At 41.1% G+C, this 16,766-nt stretch carries 13 protein-coding genes and 1 pseudogene; 7 read left to right on the forward strand and 7 right to left on the reverse strand.

From position 1 onward, the window contains the following. Positions 1 to 445: 445 nt before the first annotated feature. Together F7734_RS55610 and rpsU are read left to right on the forward strand one after the other, a co-directional pair. The gene (locus tag F7734_RS55610; RefSeq protein WP_017749936.1) at positions 446 to 760 is read left to right on the forward strand and encodes an RNA-binding protein; all 315 of its coding nucleotides are present in this window, start codon (positions 446 to 448) and stop codon (positions 758 to 760) included. Between the two features lie 118 nt (positions 761 to 878). Continuing rightward, positions 879 to 1,073, forward strand: a complete 195-nt coding sequence (rpsU, locus tag F7734_RS55615) for a 30S ribosomal protein S21 (protein ID WP_038086529.1) — start codon at positions 879 to 881, stop codon at positions 1,071 to 1,073. Between the two features lie 101 nt (positions 1,074 to 1,174). Here rpsU and F7734_RS55620 read toward each other — a convergent pair whose 3' ends face one another. Beyond that, positions 1,175 to 3,793, reverse strand: a complete 2,619-nt coding sequence (locus tag F7734_RS55620) for an EAL domain-containing protein (protein ID WP_166482768.1) — start codon at positions 3,791 to 3,793, stop codon at positions 1,175 to 1,177. 282 nt (positions 3,794 to 4,075) lie between these two features. Here F7734_RS55620 and F7734_RS55625 point away from each other — a divergent pair, with 282 nt between their 5' ends. The 3 genes from F7734_RS55625 to F7734_RS55635 all read left to right on the forward strand — a co-directional run bounded on the left by F7734_RS55625 (position 4,076) and on the right by F7734_RS55635 (position 7,395). Then, positions 4,076 to 6,169 (forward strand): protein-disulfide reductase DsbD domain-containing protein, encoded by a 2,094-nt coding sequence (locus F7734_RS55625; protein WP_155752747.1) that lies wholly within the window; start codon positions 4,076 to 4,078, stop codon positions 6,167 to 6,169. Positions 6,170 to 6,329: 160 nt separating this feature from the next. After that, positions 6,330 to 6,998 carry a thioredoxin family protein gene (locus tag F7734_RS55630; protein WP_155752748.1) on the forward strand — a complete coding sequence of 223 codons (669 nt, stop codon included), beginning with the start codon at positions 6,330 to 6,332 and terminating at the stop codon, positions 6,996 to 6,998. Between the two features lie 184 nt (positions 6,999 to 7,182). Beyond that, positions 7,183 to 7,395 carry a hypothetical protein gene (locus F7734_RS55635; protein ID WP_155752749.1) on the forward strand — a complete coding sequence of 71 codons (213 nt, stop codon included), beginning with the start codon at positions 7,183 to 7,185 and terminating at the stop codon, positions 7,393 to 7,395. A gap of 118 nt (positions 7,396 to 7,513) precedes the next feature. On the opposite strand, the gene F7734_RS55640 is transcribed toward F7734_RS55635, so the two are convergent. Beyond that, positions 7,514 to 8,401: a YihY/virulence factor BrkB family protein gene (locus F7734_RS55640; RefSeq protein WP_155752750.1), complete on the reverse strand. Its 888-nt coding sequence runs from the start codon at positions 8,399 to 8,401 to the stop codon at positions 7,514 to 7,516. A 142-nt stretch (positions 8,402 to 8,543) separates the two neighbouring features. Beyond that, a complete protein-coding gene (locus F7734_RS55645; protein ID WP_155752751.1) occupies positions 8,544 to 9,242 on the reverse strand; it encodes an ATP-binding cassette domain-containing protein in 699 nt (232 codons plus the stop codon). 588 nt (positions 9,243 to 9,830) lie between these two features. On the opposite strand from F7734_RS55645, the gene F7734_RS55650 reads away from it, so the two are divergent. Further along, the gene (locus tag F7734_RS55650; RefSeq protein WP_155752752.1) at positions 9,831 to 10,934 is read left to right on the forward strand and encodes a glycosyltransferase family 4 protein; all 1,104 of its coding nucleotides are present in this window, start codon (positions 9,831 to 9,833) and stop codon (positions 10,932 to 10,934) included. Positions 10,935 to 11,001: 67 nt separating this feature from the next. Here F7734_RS55650 and devC read toward each other — a convergent pair whose 3' ends face one another. Beyond that, complete coding sequence (gene devC, locus F7734_RS55655; RefSeq protein WP_155752753.1) at positions 11,002 to 12,246, reverse strand: ABC transporter permease DevC; 1,245 nt, start codon at positions 12,244 to 12,246, stop codon at positions 11,002 to 11,004. Between the two features lie 178 nt (positions 12,247 to 12,424). Continuing rightward, the gene (locus tag F7734_RS55660; protein ID WP_155752754.1) at positions 12,425 to 13,630 is read right to left on the reverse strand and encodes an HlyD family efflux transporter periplasmic adaptor subunit; all 1,206 of its coding nucleotides are present in this window, start codon (positions 13,628 to 13,630) and stop codon (positions 12,425 to 12,427) included. Between the two features lie 300 nt (positions 13,631 to 13,930). Between F7734_RS55660 and F7734_RS55665 the strand changes: the two genes are divergently transcribed. Next, on the forward strand, positions 13,931 to 14,206 hold the full coding sequence (locus F7734_RS55665) for a hypothetical protein (RefSeq protein ID WP_155752755.1): 276 nt from the start codon (positions 13,931 to 13,933) through the stop codon (positions 14,204 to 14,206). A 193-nt stretch (positions 14,207 to 14,399) separates the two neighbouring features. Here F7734_RS55665 and F7734_RS55670 read toward each other — a convergent pair whose 3' ends face one another. Together F7734_RS55670 and F7734_RS64830 are read right to left on the reverse strand one after the other, a co-directional pair. Then, positions 14,400 to 14,687 (reverse strand): hypothetical protein, encoded by a 288-nt coding sequence (locus F7734_RS55670; RefSeq protein ID WP_155752756.1) that lies wholly within the window; start codon positions 14,685 to 14,687, stop codon positions 14,400 to 14,402. Positions 14,688 to 15,067: 380 nt separating this feature from the next. Further along, positions 15,068 to 16,399, reverse strand: a pseudogene (locus tag F7734_RS64830) (asparagine synthase-related protein). Between the last annotated feature and the right edge of the window lie 367 nt (positions 16,400 to 16,766).

Below are 16,766 nucleotides of genomic sequence, written 5' to 3' on the forward strand. Positions count from 1 at the left end.
GGGGTTGACAGTAAGTTTTTGTACTTCATATATAAGCTGTTGAATTCTATTCTGTAAAGAATTAGAAAACAGGGTAACTAACTATCATCCTATTTATAAAACATATAGAAAGAGCGATCGCTTGTCACCTGGATAACAATTAAAACTATGACTTCATCCCGACATAGGGCATAGTGCATGAGGCACAGTCAGAAAAAATCATTTATCACCCATTGCCCGTTACCCATTGCCCATTACCCATTGCCCATTACTCATTGCCCATTTTTACACGATCGCTACTTAAGTAGTTTTAATAAATTTCGCAAATCTTGAGTAAATTAGTTGTAAAGTTATGCTATCCTGTGTTTCTAGGGTTCTATTCGGTTATGCACCTTGTTTTTTATTCTATGGCAAGCGTATCTCCGAATCTAAAATCTCTACACCTTCTGATTCTGGAGATAGTCTAATGTCGATTTATGTTGGTAACTTATCCTATGAGGTAGAACAAGATGACCTCAGACAAGTTTTTGCTGAGTACGGAACGGTTAAGAGCGTTCAATTACCTACAGACAGGGAAACAGGTCGTGTTCGTGGTTTTGCATTTGTGGAAATGGGAACAGAGGCAGAAGAAGCTGCTGCAATTGAGTCCCTAGATGGGGCTGAGTGGATGGGGCGCAATCTAAAGGTTAACAAAGCCAAGCCCAAGGAAGATAACAGAGGCTCATTTGGTGGTGGTGGCAGACGGGGAAATAATGGCGGTGGATACTCTCGCCGCTACTAGAGATTTGAGACACAAGTCTGTTAAACTCTAAGGTCACTTGGGCGGGCAAAGAGTCTGCCCTTTTTTGTCCTTGTATTACTTTCGCTTTTCACCATCCAAAATGAACTAGGAGCATAGAATGACCCAAATTATTGTGGGCGAGAATGAAGGGATTGAGTCAGCTTTACGCCGATTTAAGCGCGAAGTTTCCAAAGCAGGAATTCTTCCAGATTTGAAGAAAAATCGTCACTTTGAAACACCCTTGGAGAAAAATAAGCGTAAAGCTCAAGCAGTTGCAAGATCCAAGCGGTATAAGAGACGCACGCGTGCTTAACTAACGATTGGGGATGAGAGAAGTATTAACTTCCTCTCTCTCTTGCTCAACCAAAAATTTTTATTTAAATATCCTAAATTATCTTAACATTGGTCAAAACCTTACCATTGAGGATTTGTCAAAATGAGTGCTGTTGCATCTAAGCTATTCAATGGTTTGGAAAAAAAATATCCTTGAGCATATTCACAGTTTAACTTTCTCACAAAAGCCAACTGCTCTTTTGTCTCTACACCTTCGGCGGTTACGTTTACACCTAGCTTATGCGCCAAGGTGACAATTATCTCAATAATTTCTAAATTTCTGCTATTAGCATCTACAGGGCTAACAAAAGATTTGTCAATCTTCAACAAACTAATTGGAAAGCTAGAAAGACGGCTTAATGAAGAGTGACCTGTACCAAAGTCATCTATTGATATCTTAACACCCAACTCTCGAAGTTTTGAGAGAGTTGTAATAGTCCGATCGCTGTTTTCCATAATTAGGCTTTCAGTAATCTCTACAATTAAACTACCAGGGTTAAGAGCAGTTAAGTGTAGAATTTGCTGAATTTGTTGAGTTAAATCTGATTGAGAAAATTGTTTAATAGAAAGATTAACAAGAATTTTCTCCAGCAAGTTAGGATGCTCGCTCAGTTGCCAAGCTTGCATTTGGCGGCACGCTTCATGCAAAGTCCAGTAACCAATCTCGATAATTAGTCCAGTTTCTTCTGCTAAAGGAATAAATTCCGTCGGACTAAGCAAACCACGTTCTGGGTGTTCCCAACGCAGCAGAGCTTCAAAACCCACAATAGAGCCACTCGATAGTGAAACAATTGGTTGATAATAAACTCGAAATTCTTGACGTTCAATTGCACGGCGCAAATCAGTTTCTAATTGCAATCTAGCTAAAGCATGAGCATACATATCGGAGTTGAATAGCTCATAGCGTGCTTTGCCCAGTGCTTTGGCTCGGTACATTGCCGTATCAGCATCTCTGAGCAAGTCTTCTGGTTGGTTATAATCTACTGTTGAACTTAAAGTGATGCCAATACTTGCCGTCGCGAATACTTCTTGCCCGTCAAGCTCGATAGGTAACGCCAGTTCCTGTTGAATCCGTTCAGCAACTTTGATAGCGTCTGATACATCTTGGATTTGCTCGAGTAGAATTGTAAATTCATCTCCTCCCAATCGTGCAGAAGTATCCGTGGGGCGCAGACATACTTCCAGCCTGCTAGCAATAACCTGTAGGAACCGATCTCCCATTATATGCCCGAGGCTGTCATTAATCACTTTAAATCGATCTAGGTCGATAAATAGCACAGCAAATAAATAGTTTTCTTGCCGTTTAGCTAGCTCAAGTGCATATTTTAAGCGCTCCATAAATAATGCTCGGTTTGGTAAACCTGTCAGTGTATCGTGAAATGCGTTATGCGATAATTGCGCCTCTACCTGCTTGCGCTCGGCAATTTCAGCTTCTAGTTGCTTGTTAGTCTTTAATAGTTCAGTAAATGACTCTTGTAATTGAGTAGCCATTTGGTTATAAGCTAGAGCCAGAACTCTTAGTTCTTGAATACCCTCTACTGTAACACTCTGGTCTAATTTTCCACGAGCAATTTCCTTGGAAGCCTCGCTCAAGCGAGTAATTGGTTGGGTAATCCAATGAGAGGTGATCGCGCCCGTCACTGTAGTCACTATTAATGTTCCCAAACACAGCAAAAGAGTGGCTCGTGTATTTGCTTCTATATGTTCCATAAAGTCAGCTTCTGGAACCACTACGACAATCAGCCAATTTAATCCGTAATTGTCTGTGAATGGCATGAGCTGTATGAATTGTCGCTTACCGTCAATTTCAAAGTCGATCTGCTCAGTGAAATTAATGTTATTAAAATTACCAAATTTTGACTTCAAGTACTCTGCTGTCATGCGAGTTACGCGATCGCTGCTAGCGAGGGCTGTTAGACGTTTGCGCTTCTCCCGTCCTTCCTGGCGATTGAGTAGAAAAAGTTTTTCAGTTGTTGAACTAGCTACCAAGTTGCCAGAACGCTCGATAATAAACGTCTTTCCCGAACGTCCAATTTTTAAACCGTGCAAAAACTGACTTAATTGGGACAAAGATAACGTAGCATTTGTTACACCTAATAAGTTCCCTTTCTGCCCATAAAGAGGTTGAGTAGCACTAATTGCCAGCCCCAATGAAGAAAAATACGGGTAAATTTCAGTCCAAGTCGTTTTACCTGCTTTTACAGCTTTTGTGTACCAAGGACGCGTGCGGGGATCGAAGGTTGTGCTAACTGGAATTAATTTAGTGCGATTACCTTGGCTATCTGTGGTATACGTATGGTATTTACCATTTGTTGACTGGTTTTTGATTCTGATAACCAGTGAACCATCTTTCAAACGATCTACTGAGTAAATTTCTCCTTGGGCGCTTCCAAATGCGATGGGACTTAGAGATTTGAATAAGCGCATTTGATACCAAAAATGGCGTTCTAAACTTTTGGCATCTCTCAAATTCAACTCACCAAAACGAATAGCATTGGCATTAATTTGAGTGACGAGTTGGGGTTGCTCCATATAATCAGTAATGTATTGATGAATTCGATTTGCTAGTTCATTTCTCAAATGAAGAGCAACTTCATCAACAGCTTTTTGCCCATTTTTTAAAGAAAAGAATGCTGTTAGCCCTACAGATACAAAGATTTGCAGTACAAAAGGGACTATCAAAACTATACGGAGCGGCATTCTCATAAATTTAGTAAAAATTAGAGACCAGAAATTCCGCTATGTCATCGGCGGACAATTCCAAAAATTCTTATTTTAAGTATGAATCTTTAAAAAATTTACTGATTGTCATTATCTTGTCATAATTATCTACTAAACTTTGAATTAAGACACATTCTACTTTTGTATAAAACCCACATTAATTGAATAGGTTTGTAGTTGCGCTGTCTTCGCATGCATCACAACTACGAGCTAATGATTTGATAAGTCATTAGCAGAATATGATACGAGGTGTGACAAACCATGTTTATAGCGATCGCTACCCTCATCCTCAGTTTCCTAACCCTCCTACCTTTACCTGCTTGGGCAAATCCGATAAAAACCGAACACGTACAAGCACAATTGGTGAGTGAAGTCAATAGCATCCAACCAGGACAATCATTTTGGGTGGGGTTGCATTTCCAAATCAAGCCAGGATGGCATACTTATTGGAAAAACCCAGGAGACTCTGGCGCTGCGCCCACTATTGCTTGGACATTACCATCAGGATTTTCAGCAGGAGAACTGGTGTATCCCTATCCTGAAAGACTTCCGACAAGTGGGTTGATGAATTTTGGCTATAAAAATGAGGTCATGCTGTTAAGTCAAATTACGACTCCAGCAAATATAAATACCGATAAGCCAATTCAACTCAGTGCTAAAGCTGACTGGTTGGTATGCGAACAAGAGTGTATTCCAGAAAATGCGACACTAAATCTTAACTTAGAAATAGCGAAAGAGACACCTGTTCCTAACACTAAATGGACGAAGGTTTTTGAGAAAACGCGGGCTGCTTTACCTCAAGACTCTCCCTGGCAAAGTACTACTCGTATCAATGGGGAAACTTTGACACTCAGGGTGAATGCACAGCAATTGCAAGCAAATCAGATTAAGGAAGTCGTATTCTTCCCCAATCAAGATGGTATTATCAATAACGCAGCTGCCCAAAAAGCAAGCTTCGATAAAGATGGCTTAACTGTCGAATTGGAAAGAGGAAATCGCAGTGATGTCAAACAAGTCAGTGGTGTCCTCGTTCTGCAAGAAGTATTAGATGGACAAATTGCCAATCAAGCATTTACCATCGCAACTCAAATAGAAACAGCAGCCACTCCACAAGCCACTTCCCCAGCATTATGGAATGTTTTAGGATTGGCATTACTTGGTGGAATCGCCCTCAACCTCATGCCTTGCGTTTTCCCCGTACTCTCACTTAAGGCATTAAACGTTGTTCAAAAATCAAACTTTAGCAAACAAGAAGTTCGCCTGAGGGGACTCGTATTTACAGCAGGTGTACTCATAAGTTTTACAGCCCTAGCCACGGTACTGATCGTACTGCGTAGTTTTGGACAGCAAATTGGGTGGGGGTTCCAGCTCCAATCACCCGTGTTTGTCACTTTGTTAGCGTATTTAATGTTTGCTGTCGGCTTAAGTTTGTCAGGGGTGTTTATCTTTGGCGCTTCCTTAATGGGTATGGGACAAGGTTTAGCAGCGCGTAACGGTTTATGGGGTGAATTTTTCACAGGAGTTTTTGCCACAGTCGTCGCGACACCGTGTACAGCTCCATTCATGGCGACAGCTATTGGAGTCGCACTCACACAGACACCAGGAGTCGCGATCGCTATTTTTCTATTCTTAGGTTTGGGTTTAGCATTTCCTTACCTACTTATCGGTTTTCTTCCCGGTTTGCAAAAAGTTTTACCCAAACCCGGTGCATGGATGGAAACATTTGCTCAGTTTCTTGCCTTTCCAATGTACGCTGCAACAGCTTGGTTGGTTTGGGTGTTGGCGCAGCAAACGGGAAGCACTGGTTTAGCCGCAGCCTTATTTGGGTTGGTACTTATAGGTTTTGCTGCTTGGTTGCATCAAAAAACCTACACCATTTCTGGTTGGACGCGACGCTTTGCTAGTATTGCAGCATTGGTGGTGTTGGGATTTGCCCTAACTTTAGCACAATTACCAAGTAGCATAGCTCCTAATGTTGCTAACTCGAAGACTCAACAAACTACTTCAAGTGGACTCAATTGGCAACCTTATAATGCTCAAAAATTAGCTGAGTTACGCCAATCTGGGAAACCAGTCTTTGTCAACTTTTCTGCAGCTTGGTGTATTACTTGTTTAGTCAACGAACGTGTCGCCCTCAATCAATCTGATACGATCGCTGCTTTCCAAGAAAAAAATGTCGCTCTTCTCAAAGCCGATTGGACAAACCGCGACACCGAAATAACTCAAACCCTAGCAGCTTTTGGACGCAGTGGTGTACCTTTATACTTATTGTATCCAGCTAATTCCGATACACCGCAAATCTTACCTCAAATTCTCTCTCCACAACAAGTACAAGAAAAGGTAAAAAGTTTGTAGATGGCTAATGGCTAATGGCTAATGGCTAATGGCTAATGGCTAATGGCTAATGGCTAATGGCTAATGGCTAATGGCTAATGGCTAATGGTTTCTGAACAATTAGCAATTAGCAATTAGCAATTAGCAACTAACAACTAACAACTAACAACTAACAACTAACATGAAAAAACTCATTACAGCTAGCTTCTTTGCTTTTACCCTGGCGTTGACAGGTTGCCAAAATTCTCCCACAGTGAGTCAGCAGAGTTCCACTGTCATACAGAATGCGGCTGAAGCAGCAACTCCCGTGCGTATTGGTTCACCTGCACCAGAGTTTACTGCAACTGATAGTAATGGTAAGAGTCACAAACTGAGCGACTTTAAAGGAAAAACCGTTGTGTTGGAATGGACAAATCACCAATGTCCTTTTGTCCGCAAGCACTACGACAGCAACAATATGCAGCAACTTCAAAAAGATGCTACCAGTAAAGGTGTAGTTTGGTTATCTGTGATCTCGTCAGCGCAAGGACAACAAGGGTATGTGACTCCACAAGAAGCCAATCAACTGACAAAGAGCCGCAGTGCTAGTCCCACAGCTGTACTTTTAGATCCGAATGGTGAAATTGGGCGTCTCTATCAAGCCCGGACTACACCCCATATGTATGTTATCGATAGTAAAGGGGTGTTGCAATATGCAGGTGCGATCGACGATAAGCCCAGTACTAATGCTGCTGATGTCAAATCATCGAAAAACTATGTATCGGATGCTGTCAATAGTGTTTTACAAGGAAAAGCTGTAGCAAATTCTACTACTCAGCCCTATGGTTGCTCTGTAAAATACGGTAGTTAATTAGCTCCCCTCACCCTCAATCCTCGTTCCCAGGCTCTGCCTGGGAATGCCGTCTTTGGAGGCTCCGCCTCCTGTGTGCAAGTAGCGCTTGCTCGGCAAAGCAGAGCGATCTGCATTCTAATGTATCTACCCGTATACATGGTTCGGATAGATGAGCGAACAAAAAATATTGTAATTCTCGCTGATGATTAAACCTGATTTTCAAACAATGCCCCGTGCTGAATTGCGTCAATATAATCTCGACCATAGAGACGATGATGAAGCCTTTCAAACTTATTTACATAGATTTACTTCTGAAGATGCCGTAATCTTTCGTGCCCCACAATCAATAGAAGATTTAGAAAACTTCCCTCAATTGCATCAACAGAACTTAGAAAGGCTACGGAAGCAAGCTTAACCAACTGCTCCCCCAAGCCCCATAGACCCGCTTCTGTCCCCGCCCGTACCACCGAAGGGAGCTTCGCAGACGGTGCTCCAATGGCTCCGCCACCGGATCGAGATATGACAAGTTTTCATCAAAAATTTTTATGCATATTATCTGTATTCATAGCTTTGCCAATAGTCACGTTCAACTGTGCTCCAATAAGCATACAGAAGGAACTTAAATTAAGCCAAAGGAGTAACACAATTCCTGCACTTAGGGTTCCGTAGGTAAGATTGTAATCACTGAAATGATTGATATAAATCCGAAATAATCTAGAAACAGTTTCCCATAGCAATGCACTAATAATTGCTCCAGGTAGTAAGGGGGTTCCTCTTCGCCATCGACTAGGACCAAATCGGTAGACTAAACTAAAGGCAACAGCTAACATTATGAGTGTTAAAACCCAACCAAAAAGTTTCCACGCTGATAGAATACCGGATGCTGGAATTAGATCGAGTTCCAGTGCAAACTTAATGAGCAAATCACTGATAAATGCCAGAAATGAGGCAGATATGACTAAGGAAATTGTACCAAACGTGAGACCGAGAGCAATAATTTTAGCTAACCAAAAAGGGCGTCGCTGCTTGAATGGTATCTGATAAATTTGGTCTAAAGCACTCATAGCTGTGTTGATAGCACCAGAAGCAACCCAGAGTGCAACAGCACAACTTATGAAAACTACTTTTTCACCTTGAGGGAGTTTGATTGTACTAATAAATTCTTCAATTAAATTTAAGACTGGTTCGGGTGCAATGCTTAGGACTTGGCGTGGTAAAAAGTTAACTGTTTCTTGAGAAATTGCCAACATCCCAATTGCAGCTAAAATTGCCACAAGGCTGGGAAACAGTGCTAACAGATTATTATAAGCCATTTCTGCTGATAGACCGAATAATCGTTGTTTGCCAGTTTCCACAACGATCTGTCTGAGTGTTTTCCAGTTCAGGTGGCGAAAGAAACGAAAAAAGCGAGTGGATAGCATTATATCAGATATTTCAAGCTGAACTTTCTATCTTGAATCCTGTACTATTTATCCACTATTAAGTGGGTGGGCGCAAATATTTATCTCTGGGAAAAGACTACTCCCTACTCCCTACTCTCTACCCCCTACTCCCCACCCCCTACTATTGCTGTATCCTACCATCTTCCATGCTAACAATGCGATCGGCAATGTCTAGGATGCGGTTGTCGTGAGTCACAAGGAGAACAGAACAGCCCTCTTCTTTGGCGAGACGTTGAATAATATCAACAACATCTCGTCCTGTTTTGCTGTCTAGTGATGCGGTGGGTTCGTCGGCAAGTAATAATTTAGGTTGAGCAACTAAAGCACGTGCGTTAGCGAAGCTCCTCCGAAGGAGGCTCGCAACCCGTTGTTGTTGTCCTCCTGACAAATTTGCGGGGTATGCATCCACTTTATCAGCCAAGCCCACAGCTTGCAGTGTGGCGACTGATTTTTCTCGGTACTCTCTTTTGGGAATTTCTGGATGCAGTTTGAGGGACATACGGACATTACCGTAAGCGGTGAGACATTTGAGCAAATTGTGGTGTTGGAAGATAAAACCAATATTATTGCGAACTTTTGTTAGCTGTCTTTTACTGATACCTTGTAATTCTTGACCTAAGACTTGCAAGCTACCTTCTTGTACGGTACGCAATCCTCCTATAAGAGAGAGTAGTGTCGTTTTACCACTTCCAGAAGGTCCGGTGAGGATGACAATCTCTCCTGGGTAAATATTCAAGTTCACATCACTTAGCACGGGTTTACGTAAAGCCCCTTGACCAAAAGCGTAATTCAGATTTAAAGCAGCTACAGTTGGTTTCATAGTGAGTAGATTGAATAACTACTACCTATTATTTAAGAAACTCTTTTGTATCTTTTTGTTCCTGTATATTGGAAACAAGAGCATTGCCTACCCTACTTGTAGTTGAAAAATTAAATAGGATGGATTACTATGGCAGTCCTGTTTGAGTTATAGAAATTATTAACCGCTAAGACGCAAAGAGCGCTAAGAAAAGAAAGAAGAGAGAATTTTACAAATGATTGAGAATTGCTATATATTAGAATTGCAAGGAAGAGTTGATTGCGCTTACCTACTGGCATAATCTTTAAGGAAGAGCTACCAAAAATAATTTCATTCTTAGGACTTAGAGGAGTCTCTTTCTTTCAGGAGTAGATAAGGGGAGATGAAAAAAAATAAAGTTCATATTACAACATTCAAGATTTACTTAATTTTACAAAATTTCATAAATTCATGCTCGCTCGATCGCCTCATTTCAGGCAGTAAAAGCGATCGCTCTTACGAACTTGTGAAATCTTGTACTCACTTATCAAGTAATTCTTGCTGCTTGATAAAACTTGCGTTCAGCAAAATTTTCTGTCTTATCTCCGCCTACGTTTTGGGAGTTTGATTATGCGGATTGCTCAAGTCGCCCCTTTATGGGAAAGGGTTCCACCTCCAGCTTACGGAGGTATTGAGTTAGTCGTGGGGCTACTGACTGATGAACTGGTTCGACGCGGACATGAAGTTACGCTCTTTGCATCAGGAGATTCTCTGACTCTTGCTAAATTAAAATCTGTTCATCCTGTAGCTATAAGACTCGATCCAAGTGTAAAAGAATACAGCGTTTATGAGTCCCTACAACTGAGTTGGGTATACGAGCAAGCGCAAGAGTTCGACATCATTCACTCTCACATGGGCTACGCTGCATTGACCTATGCAAATCTAGTAAAAACACCTACAATACATACATTACACGGTATTTTCACACCTGATAATGAAAAGCTATTTCAATACGCACGTTCTCAACCATACGTTAGTATTTCTAATTCCCAACGAGAAGCAAATTTAGATCTAAATTACGCTGCAACAGTTTACAATGCTATTGATGTCAATAGCCATAAATTTTATCCCGTTCCGGATAACCCACCTTATCTGGCTTTTCTAGGTCGAATGTCACCAGAAAAAGGACCGCATCTTGCAATTGCTATTGCCAAACAGGTGGGTTTACCATTGCGGATGGCTGGTAAAGTAGATGAGTTTAATAGAAAATTTTTTGAAAAAGAAGTTCAACCTCTCATTGATGGTCAGCAAATTCAGTATTTAGGTGAAGCCGACCACAACATGAAAAACGAACTTATGGGTAGAGCGATCGCAACCCTATTTCCCATTACCTGGCGAGAACCATTTGGTTTGGTGATGATTGAATCAATGGTAGCGGGTACACCCGTCATTGCAATGAACATTGGGTCTACGCCAGAGGTGATTGCCCACAAGCAAACGGGCTTTTTGTGCAATAATTTAGAAGAATGTATTCAAGCTGTCAGCAAAGTTGCGGACATAGACCGTTACGCCTGTCGTACCTATGTTGAAAACCGCTTTAACGTTAACAACATGACTGACAGCTATGAAGCTGCCTATCATCAAGTATTAGCCTCACGGTTTGTTCAAAATAGATCTTTGGATAACTTGAAATTGCCTGCTCCTGCTACCGCCATGAGTATACCCAGTTTGTAGGGGCGCAATGCCTTGCTCCCCTACGACTATGGTCTATTTACCTGAAAATGGCTGTAAAAAAAGATGGTTAAAACACATCTGCTGGATCGGCAGAACGAAGTTTACTTGTAGCAATTGCTCCAGAAATAGAACACATTACCAAAGTTAAAATAAAAACTTGCAAGGCAACACTGACTTTCATTGTTAACGGAATTCTAGTCAGTGTTGCTAACAATTGATAGATACCCAATGAGGAAATAAATCCAGGAATAAACCCCATGAAACCAAGAATAATTGCTTCTTGAAGCACGACCATGAGGAGCGATTTATCTGAATATCCCATGGCTTTAAGGGTAGCATATTCTGATAAGTGGTCGTTAATGTCAGCGTAAAGAACTTGATATAAAATGATAACGCCAACGACAAAACCTACAAGAGTCCCAAATTTTAAAATAATTCCCTCTGGCTGCGATTCATGAAATTGTCTCTCTCTTTGAATCAATTCCTCGTGAGTGAGTATAGCAACATCATCAGGAAGGCGATCGCTTAACCTTTCTTGCACTGTTTTAATATCTGCTCCCTTCTCTAAAGTCAGCACTCCCAGCCTGATTTGTTTGAGGCTATTTTGTCCAAAACGCTGGGCATAAGTCCAGTCACTCATGATAACATTTCCTTTATCATTGATAGTACTGCCCATACTAAAAAGTCCAACGGCAAAAGTGCGGCGATTGTCCATGAGAGTTGCGACTTCTTCGCTCTTCTCAAGCCGTTTTGAAATGTCCCCAAGAGATGCTTGAGAGAGGCGATCGAACAAGACAGCATCAGGAACAGCTAATTTTGCTATTTGTTGGTTGACTTCTGGTATATTCAACACGGGAGGTTGGGCTGGGTTCAAGGCAATGACTCTAACTTCATTGCCAAACATACGCGGACCTCTGCTTCTAGCTTTGTTTGCATTCGCTTGTGGAGAAGATAATTGATTGGGATTTACCCAATTTGCCCTCCCTATATAGATTGGGCTTGCGGATACGACACCATCGACTGCTGCAGCTTGATAAAGGTAAGCGCGGGGAAAGGATATCCTAAAGAATAAGCTTGGGCTGAATGATGAAACTAACACTAAATCTCCTGTCAGGCTTTCATGAAGTTTTGTTGTTCCATCTGTTAGCATTGCGAGGAGTCCTAGTTGGGTAAACATCAAAATGTTGGCGAAGCAAACTCCTGTTGTTGCAACAGCAAGCCGAACTTTTTGATGGGATAATTGCGCCCAAGCTAGGGGTGTCTCGAAGTCAATGTTTTTTTGTAGGGATTTTATAAGATGGGGAAGTTTCATTATGATTTTGCTTTTAAGGGGTTATGAGAGAAAAACCGCAGAGGCGCTGAGGACGCAGAGGAAGAGAGGGAGAATAATTGTACAAATTCAAAATATGTTTCGACAGAGAGTTGGGTAAAATCCAGTTCAAATGGGACTTTTTTAATCCAAAATCCAAAATCCAAAATCCAAAATAGTATCATTTTGTATCAATTTTGACTCTTACTTGCATCCCTGTTAAGGCGGCGACTTTGGGGCTATCTTCTCGGTTAAGTCGGATTTTGACTTCGACGACACGAGCATTGACGTCTGTTGTGGGATTGGTTTGGTCTTGGTTGAGGCGGGTTTTGCCAATTTGCAAACCAATGCCATCGACTTTTCCTTTGAGTTCGCCTTGAAAACCGCCGTATTCACTTGTAATTGTTGCTTGATGTCCCAACCGAACTTTGGCAATATCTGTTTCGTATACCTCTGCGATCGCATACATTTGGTTTGTCTTTCCCAGTTCTGCAATTCCTTCTTGGGTGTTTACTTGTTCGCCCACACGTGTATTGATTCTCAAGATTTGTCCTGCAATGGGAACTCTGACTAAGGTATTGTCTAATTCGGCTTTGCGCTGTTCGACTTGAATCAGGGCTTGCTCTAACTCTGCTTTGGCAATTTCAACATCGACTGGGCGAACTTCCTGCAATTTCTTTAAATTTGCTTGTTCCTTTTCTAGTTGTGCTTGTAATGTTGTTGTGGTATTTTCTAGCTCTGCTTTACTTTGTAGAAGAGTGGCTTGAGCTTTGTCAAATTCCTCTCGCGCATTGTCATAATCTGATTTACTGATAGCACCTTCATTGGATAAAGCAAGGTTTCGTTCGTATTTCAGTTTGGCATTGCGGAGGGTTGCTTCTACTTGGGCGATCGCAGCTTCTTTCTGCTTGGTTTCCGTTCGGATGCGGGCTTCTAATTCTGCAATGGTTGCGCGTTGAGCGACAATTTCGCCCTGCTTGAAGTCTCCTTGCTGAATTTTGAGCAATTGCGATCGCTTGACTGTCACATTCGCTTGAGCATCCCTCAGTTGTTGTTCGGCTCTATCCCTTCCCTGAAGGGTGGCGATGACTTGATTGGCTTTAACAAAATCGCCTTCGTTGACAAATATTTGGTTAACGCGGCTGTCTTGAGCATTTGCTACCGAAATCTTGATAACATCTCCTTCTGGTATCAATTTTCCTAAAGCCACTACTCGATTCGTAACATTAGGGCTTGTTGTGGGAGTTTCTTGAGCAGTATTATCCTGAGCTTTGAGAGTACCACAAGCGGTACACAAGCCCAAACAACTGAGAAGGGCAATGTAAGTGATACACTGCTGAGTACCAAAAGATACACTTTGGGAATGTTTACAGCGAGGCTGAACCATAGTAACGATAGCGCTTCTCGTTCGGATATAATATAACCTGGGTGATAAAAAAATCGGTAATGACTAAAGTAATAAGATGGTGCTGACCCCCCACCTCGTTCCCAGCCTGAGGCTGGGAATGCCTATTGGGAGGCTCCGCCTCCCGTTTCAATCCAACCTTGCGAGTTTGTAGGGGCGCTCTTGCCTTGCGCCCCTACTCTTCCAAATCCCCGACTTTACAGAAGTTGTCGGGGATCTAGCTCTTCATGAATGATTGAGAACTGCTATATTATGGGTACTAATAAATTTATACTGTGACTTATGACACAAGCCAGCAATAATGAAGTAACCTTAGGAGATATTGAAGTAACCTTAGGAGATATTGACCAGCGATTGAGTAAGATAGAGCAAGAGTTGAAAGAAGTAACCTTAGCAGATATTGGTCAGCGATTGAGTAAGATAGAGCAAGAGTTGAGAGAGACTAACAACAAAGTTGAAACTTATCAAAAAGCATCGACTCAAGTTGTTAATCTTGCTTTCAGTTTGATTGCAAGTGCAACTGTGACCCTCATTATTACATCTGTGTTACGGAAGTAATTCAATACTAAGTAAGTAGGCGTGAAAAAACGGTTCTTCCGTACTTAGTGGGCTAATTTCATCTAAAACTTTTTTGAAAGCTTTGTGTAGTCAGCTTTTTAAGCATTATCTAAGCTAGATCGATCCATAAAGCACTTAATCACCGCATTGAAATCCCATACAATCAGGTTCAGATACGAAGCTTATTGATAATTTAGCCCACTAAGTACGGAAGAACCAACAATTCTTGGGTTTCTAAACTAGAATCTATTTGAAATTGATTGGGTTTTAATTCGAAGGTAAAGCTACTGAGATTAAGTTGCTCTTTGCTATTATCAAAAACAATTACCTGGGGTAACTTTTGAAAAGAATTTTGATGAAATATCTCTAATAAGTTTGTTTGATTTCGATAAACTTCTTGCCAATTGTCTAAATTCCAGTCTAGAAAAAAATCTGGAAACAGAGATTTGGGTAGTAAAAATTTTAACTTGGTTAATGTCATACTGATAATTAGTTACAATTTATGTTAAATACTTTATACCAATTTGAAAAAAGAATGCAACACATGAATCAGACCCCAATACTGCGTAGGTTTTGTATAAAAACACGCAATTACGTAGGTTGGGTTGAGGAAGGAAACCCAACATTTATCGGCATTTGTTGGGTAACGCTCGTGCTCTACCCAACCTACAATTTCTCTCAGCCCTTGCAGTATTGAATCAGACCCTAATCAATAATTAACCGTTGGGTTACAAGCCCCTTAATTTAAGTTGGTGATAAGGCACGCTACGGGCTGAAGCCGTATCGCCAACCGTGTTTCGCTACCTAATTTCTTCTCTATTTCAGCGATCGCCACCTTAATTAAAAAATTGGAAGCACAACTTAAGTGAGTCCAAACCTTTCGTGAAGAATACAAGCACTTAGCATTTTCATCAAAATTATATCAATGGAAGCACGTTGGCTTTCACTCATTATTGGTAATTTATCTAGCAAATTAATGACTGCTGCATGGTTATAGAAAGGTACAGAAGACATCAAAGAACTCCGCAGAGTATCTTGGACAAGTTGCTGTAGGGCTTCGTTTGGTTTGAAAGTTGAAGGTGGAGCTAGAAATGGATGCTTTTGGCGGTTATACATCGTATCAGTTATAAATGGCTTTGCTGCTTCTCTTAGTACATATTTTTCAGTCAATCCACGAATCTTGAGTGCAACGGGCATATTGCAAACTAATTCCACAACTTTGTGATCCAAAAAAGGAAGCCGTCCTTCAATAGAATGTGCCATTTCAACACCATCACCTAACATCCGTAAAAGGTAATTAGGTAAGATAGTTTTAGACCATAAATACTGAGATTGGTGTACAGGCTCCCTTCCCTTTAATTGTTTTTGTACATCTATTTGATTAAAAAATACACGATAAACATCACTGTGTAGAACTTGTGCAATAAAGTCCTGTGAATATAAAGGCATAGATCTAAGATATCCCTCAGCCGAAGCGTGCATCCAAGCTGGGGCAAATCCTAACAAACGCTGAACACTATTTAAAGCTTGATTTGAGTTATTTTCAGCTAATAAAATTCCTTCTGAAACTTTATTCTTTAACTTCAGTTCTTCTAACAAAAGTTTTACTGTCTGCTCATCTTGTCCTTGTTAATTGTGGAGCAACATATCTTGGCGGAAATGAACATAGCCTCCAAAGATTTCATCTGAACCTTCACCTGTAAGTACAACTTTATAGCCTGCATCTCGTACAGATCGACTTAACAGATATTTTGCAGTTGTATGGGCATTAATACATCGCATTTCACAATGCCAAATGGAATCGGCAAAATGTTCAGCTAAGTCCGATTGGCGAACAAGAATAGTCTGTAAATTAGCACCAGTATGTGCTGCCATTTCACGAGCAAGTGGTTCTTCGTTATAAGCTTCATCGTCAAAAGCAAGAGTAAATGCCTGAATGGGAGAAGAACTATGATGTACTGCCATACCTAAAACCGTAGATGAATCAAGACCACCACTGAGATAACAACCAACTGGCACATCAGCCCTCAAACGCAATTGGATAGCTTCATCTAATGTATGACGAAGTTGTTCAATGTAATCCTCTTCTTTGTACTGAGGTAAAGAATCATTAATCAGTGGATAATCAAAATCCCAATAACGATGTAGCCCTATTCCAGAGCGAGAGGCTAACAAAAAATATCCTGGTGGCACTTGATAAACATTAGCAAACGTGGTAAGGTCTTCAGACAGAACGCCGCATTCAAATTGCAAAAAAGATTCACGATCCCAAGAAGCTGGGACACCCGCAGCAAGTAAAGCTTTGACTTCAGATGCTAGATAAAGAGTATTTTCATAAATACTGTAATACAGAGGCTTGATGCCAAAACGATCTCGTGCTGCAAATAGTAAATCATTACGTTCATCCCAAATGACAAAAGCAAACTCACCCCTCAGAGGATGTTTGAAAAGTGGTTAGCTGTCATTTTAATCACATGATTACCCCCCTTGGTCCCCCCTTATAAAGGGGGGAAATAAGAGAAATTGAGTTCCCTCCCCTTTATAAGGGGAGGGTTAGGGT

Source organism: Scytonema sp. UIC 10036 (genome assembly GCF_009725235.1).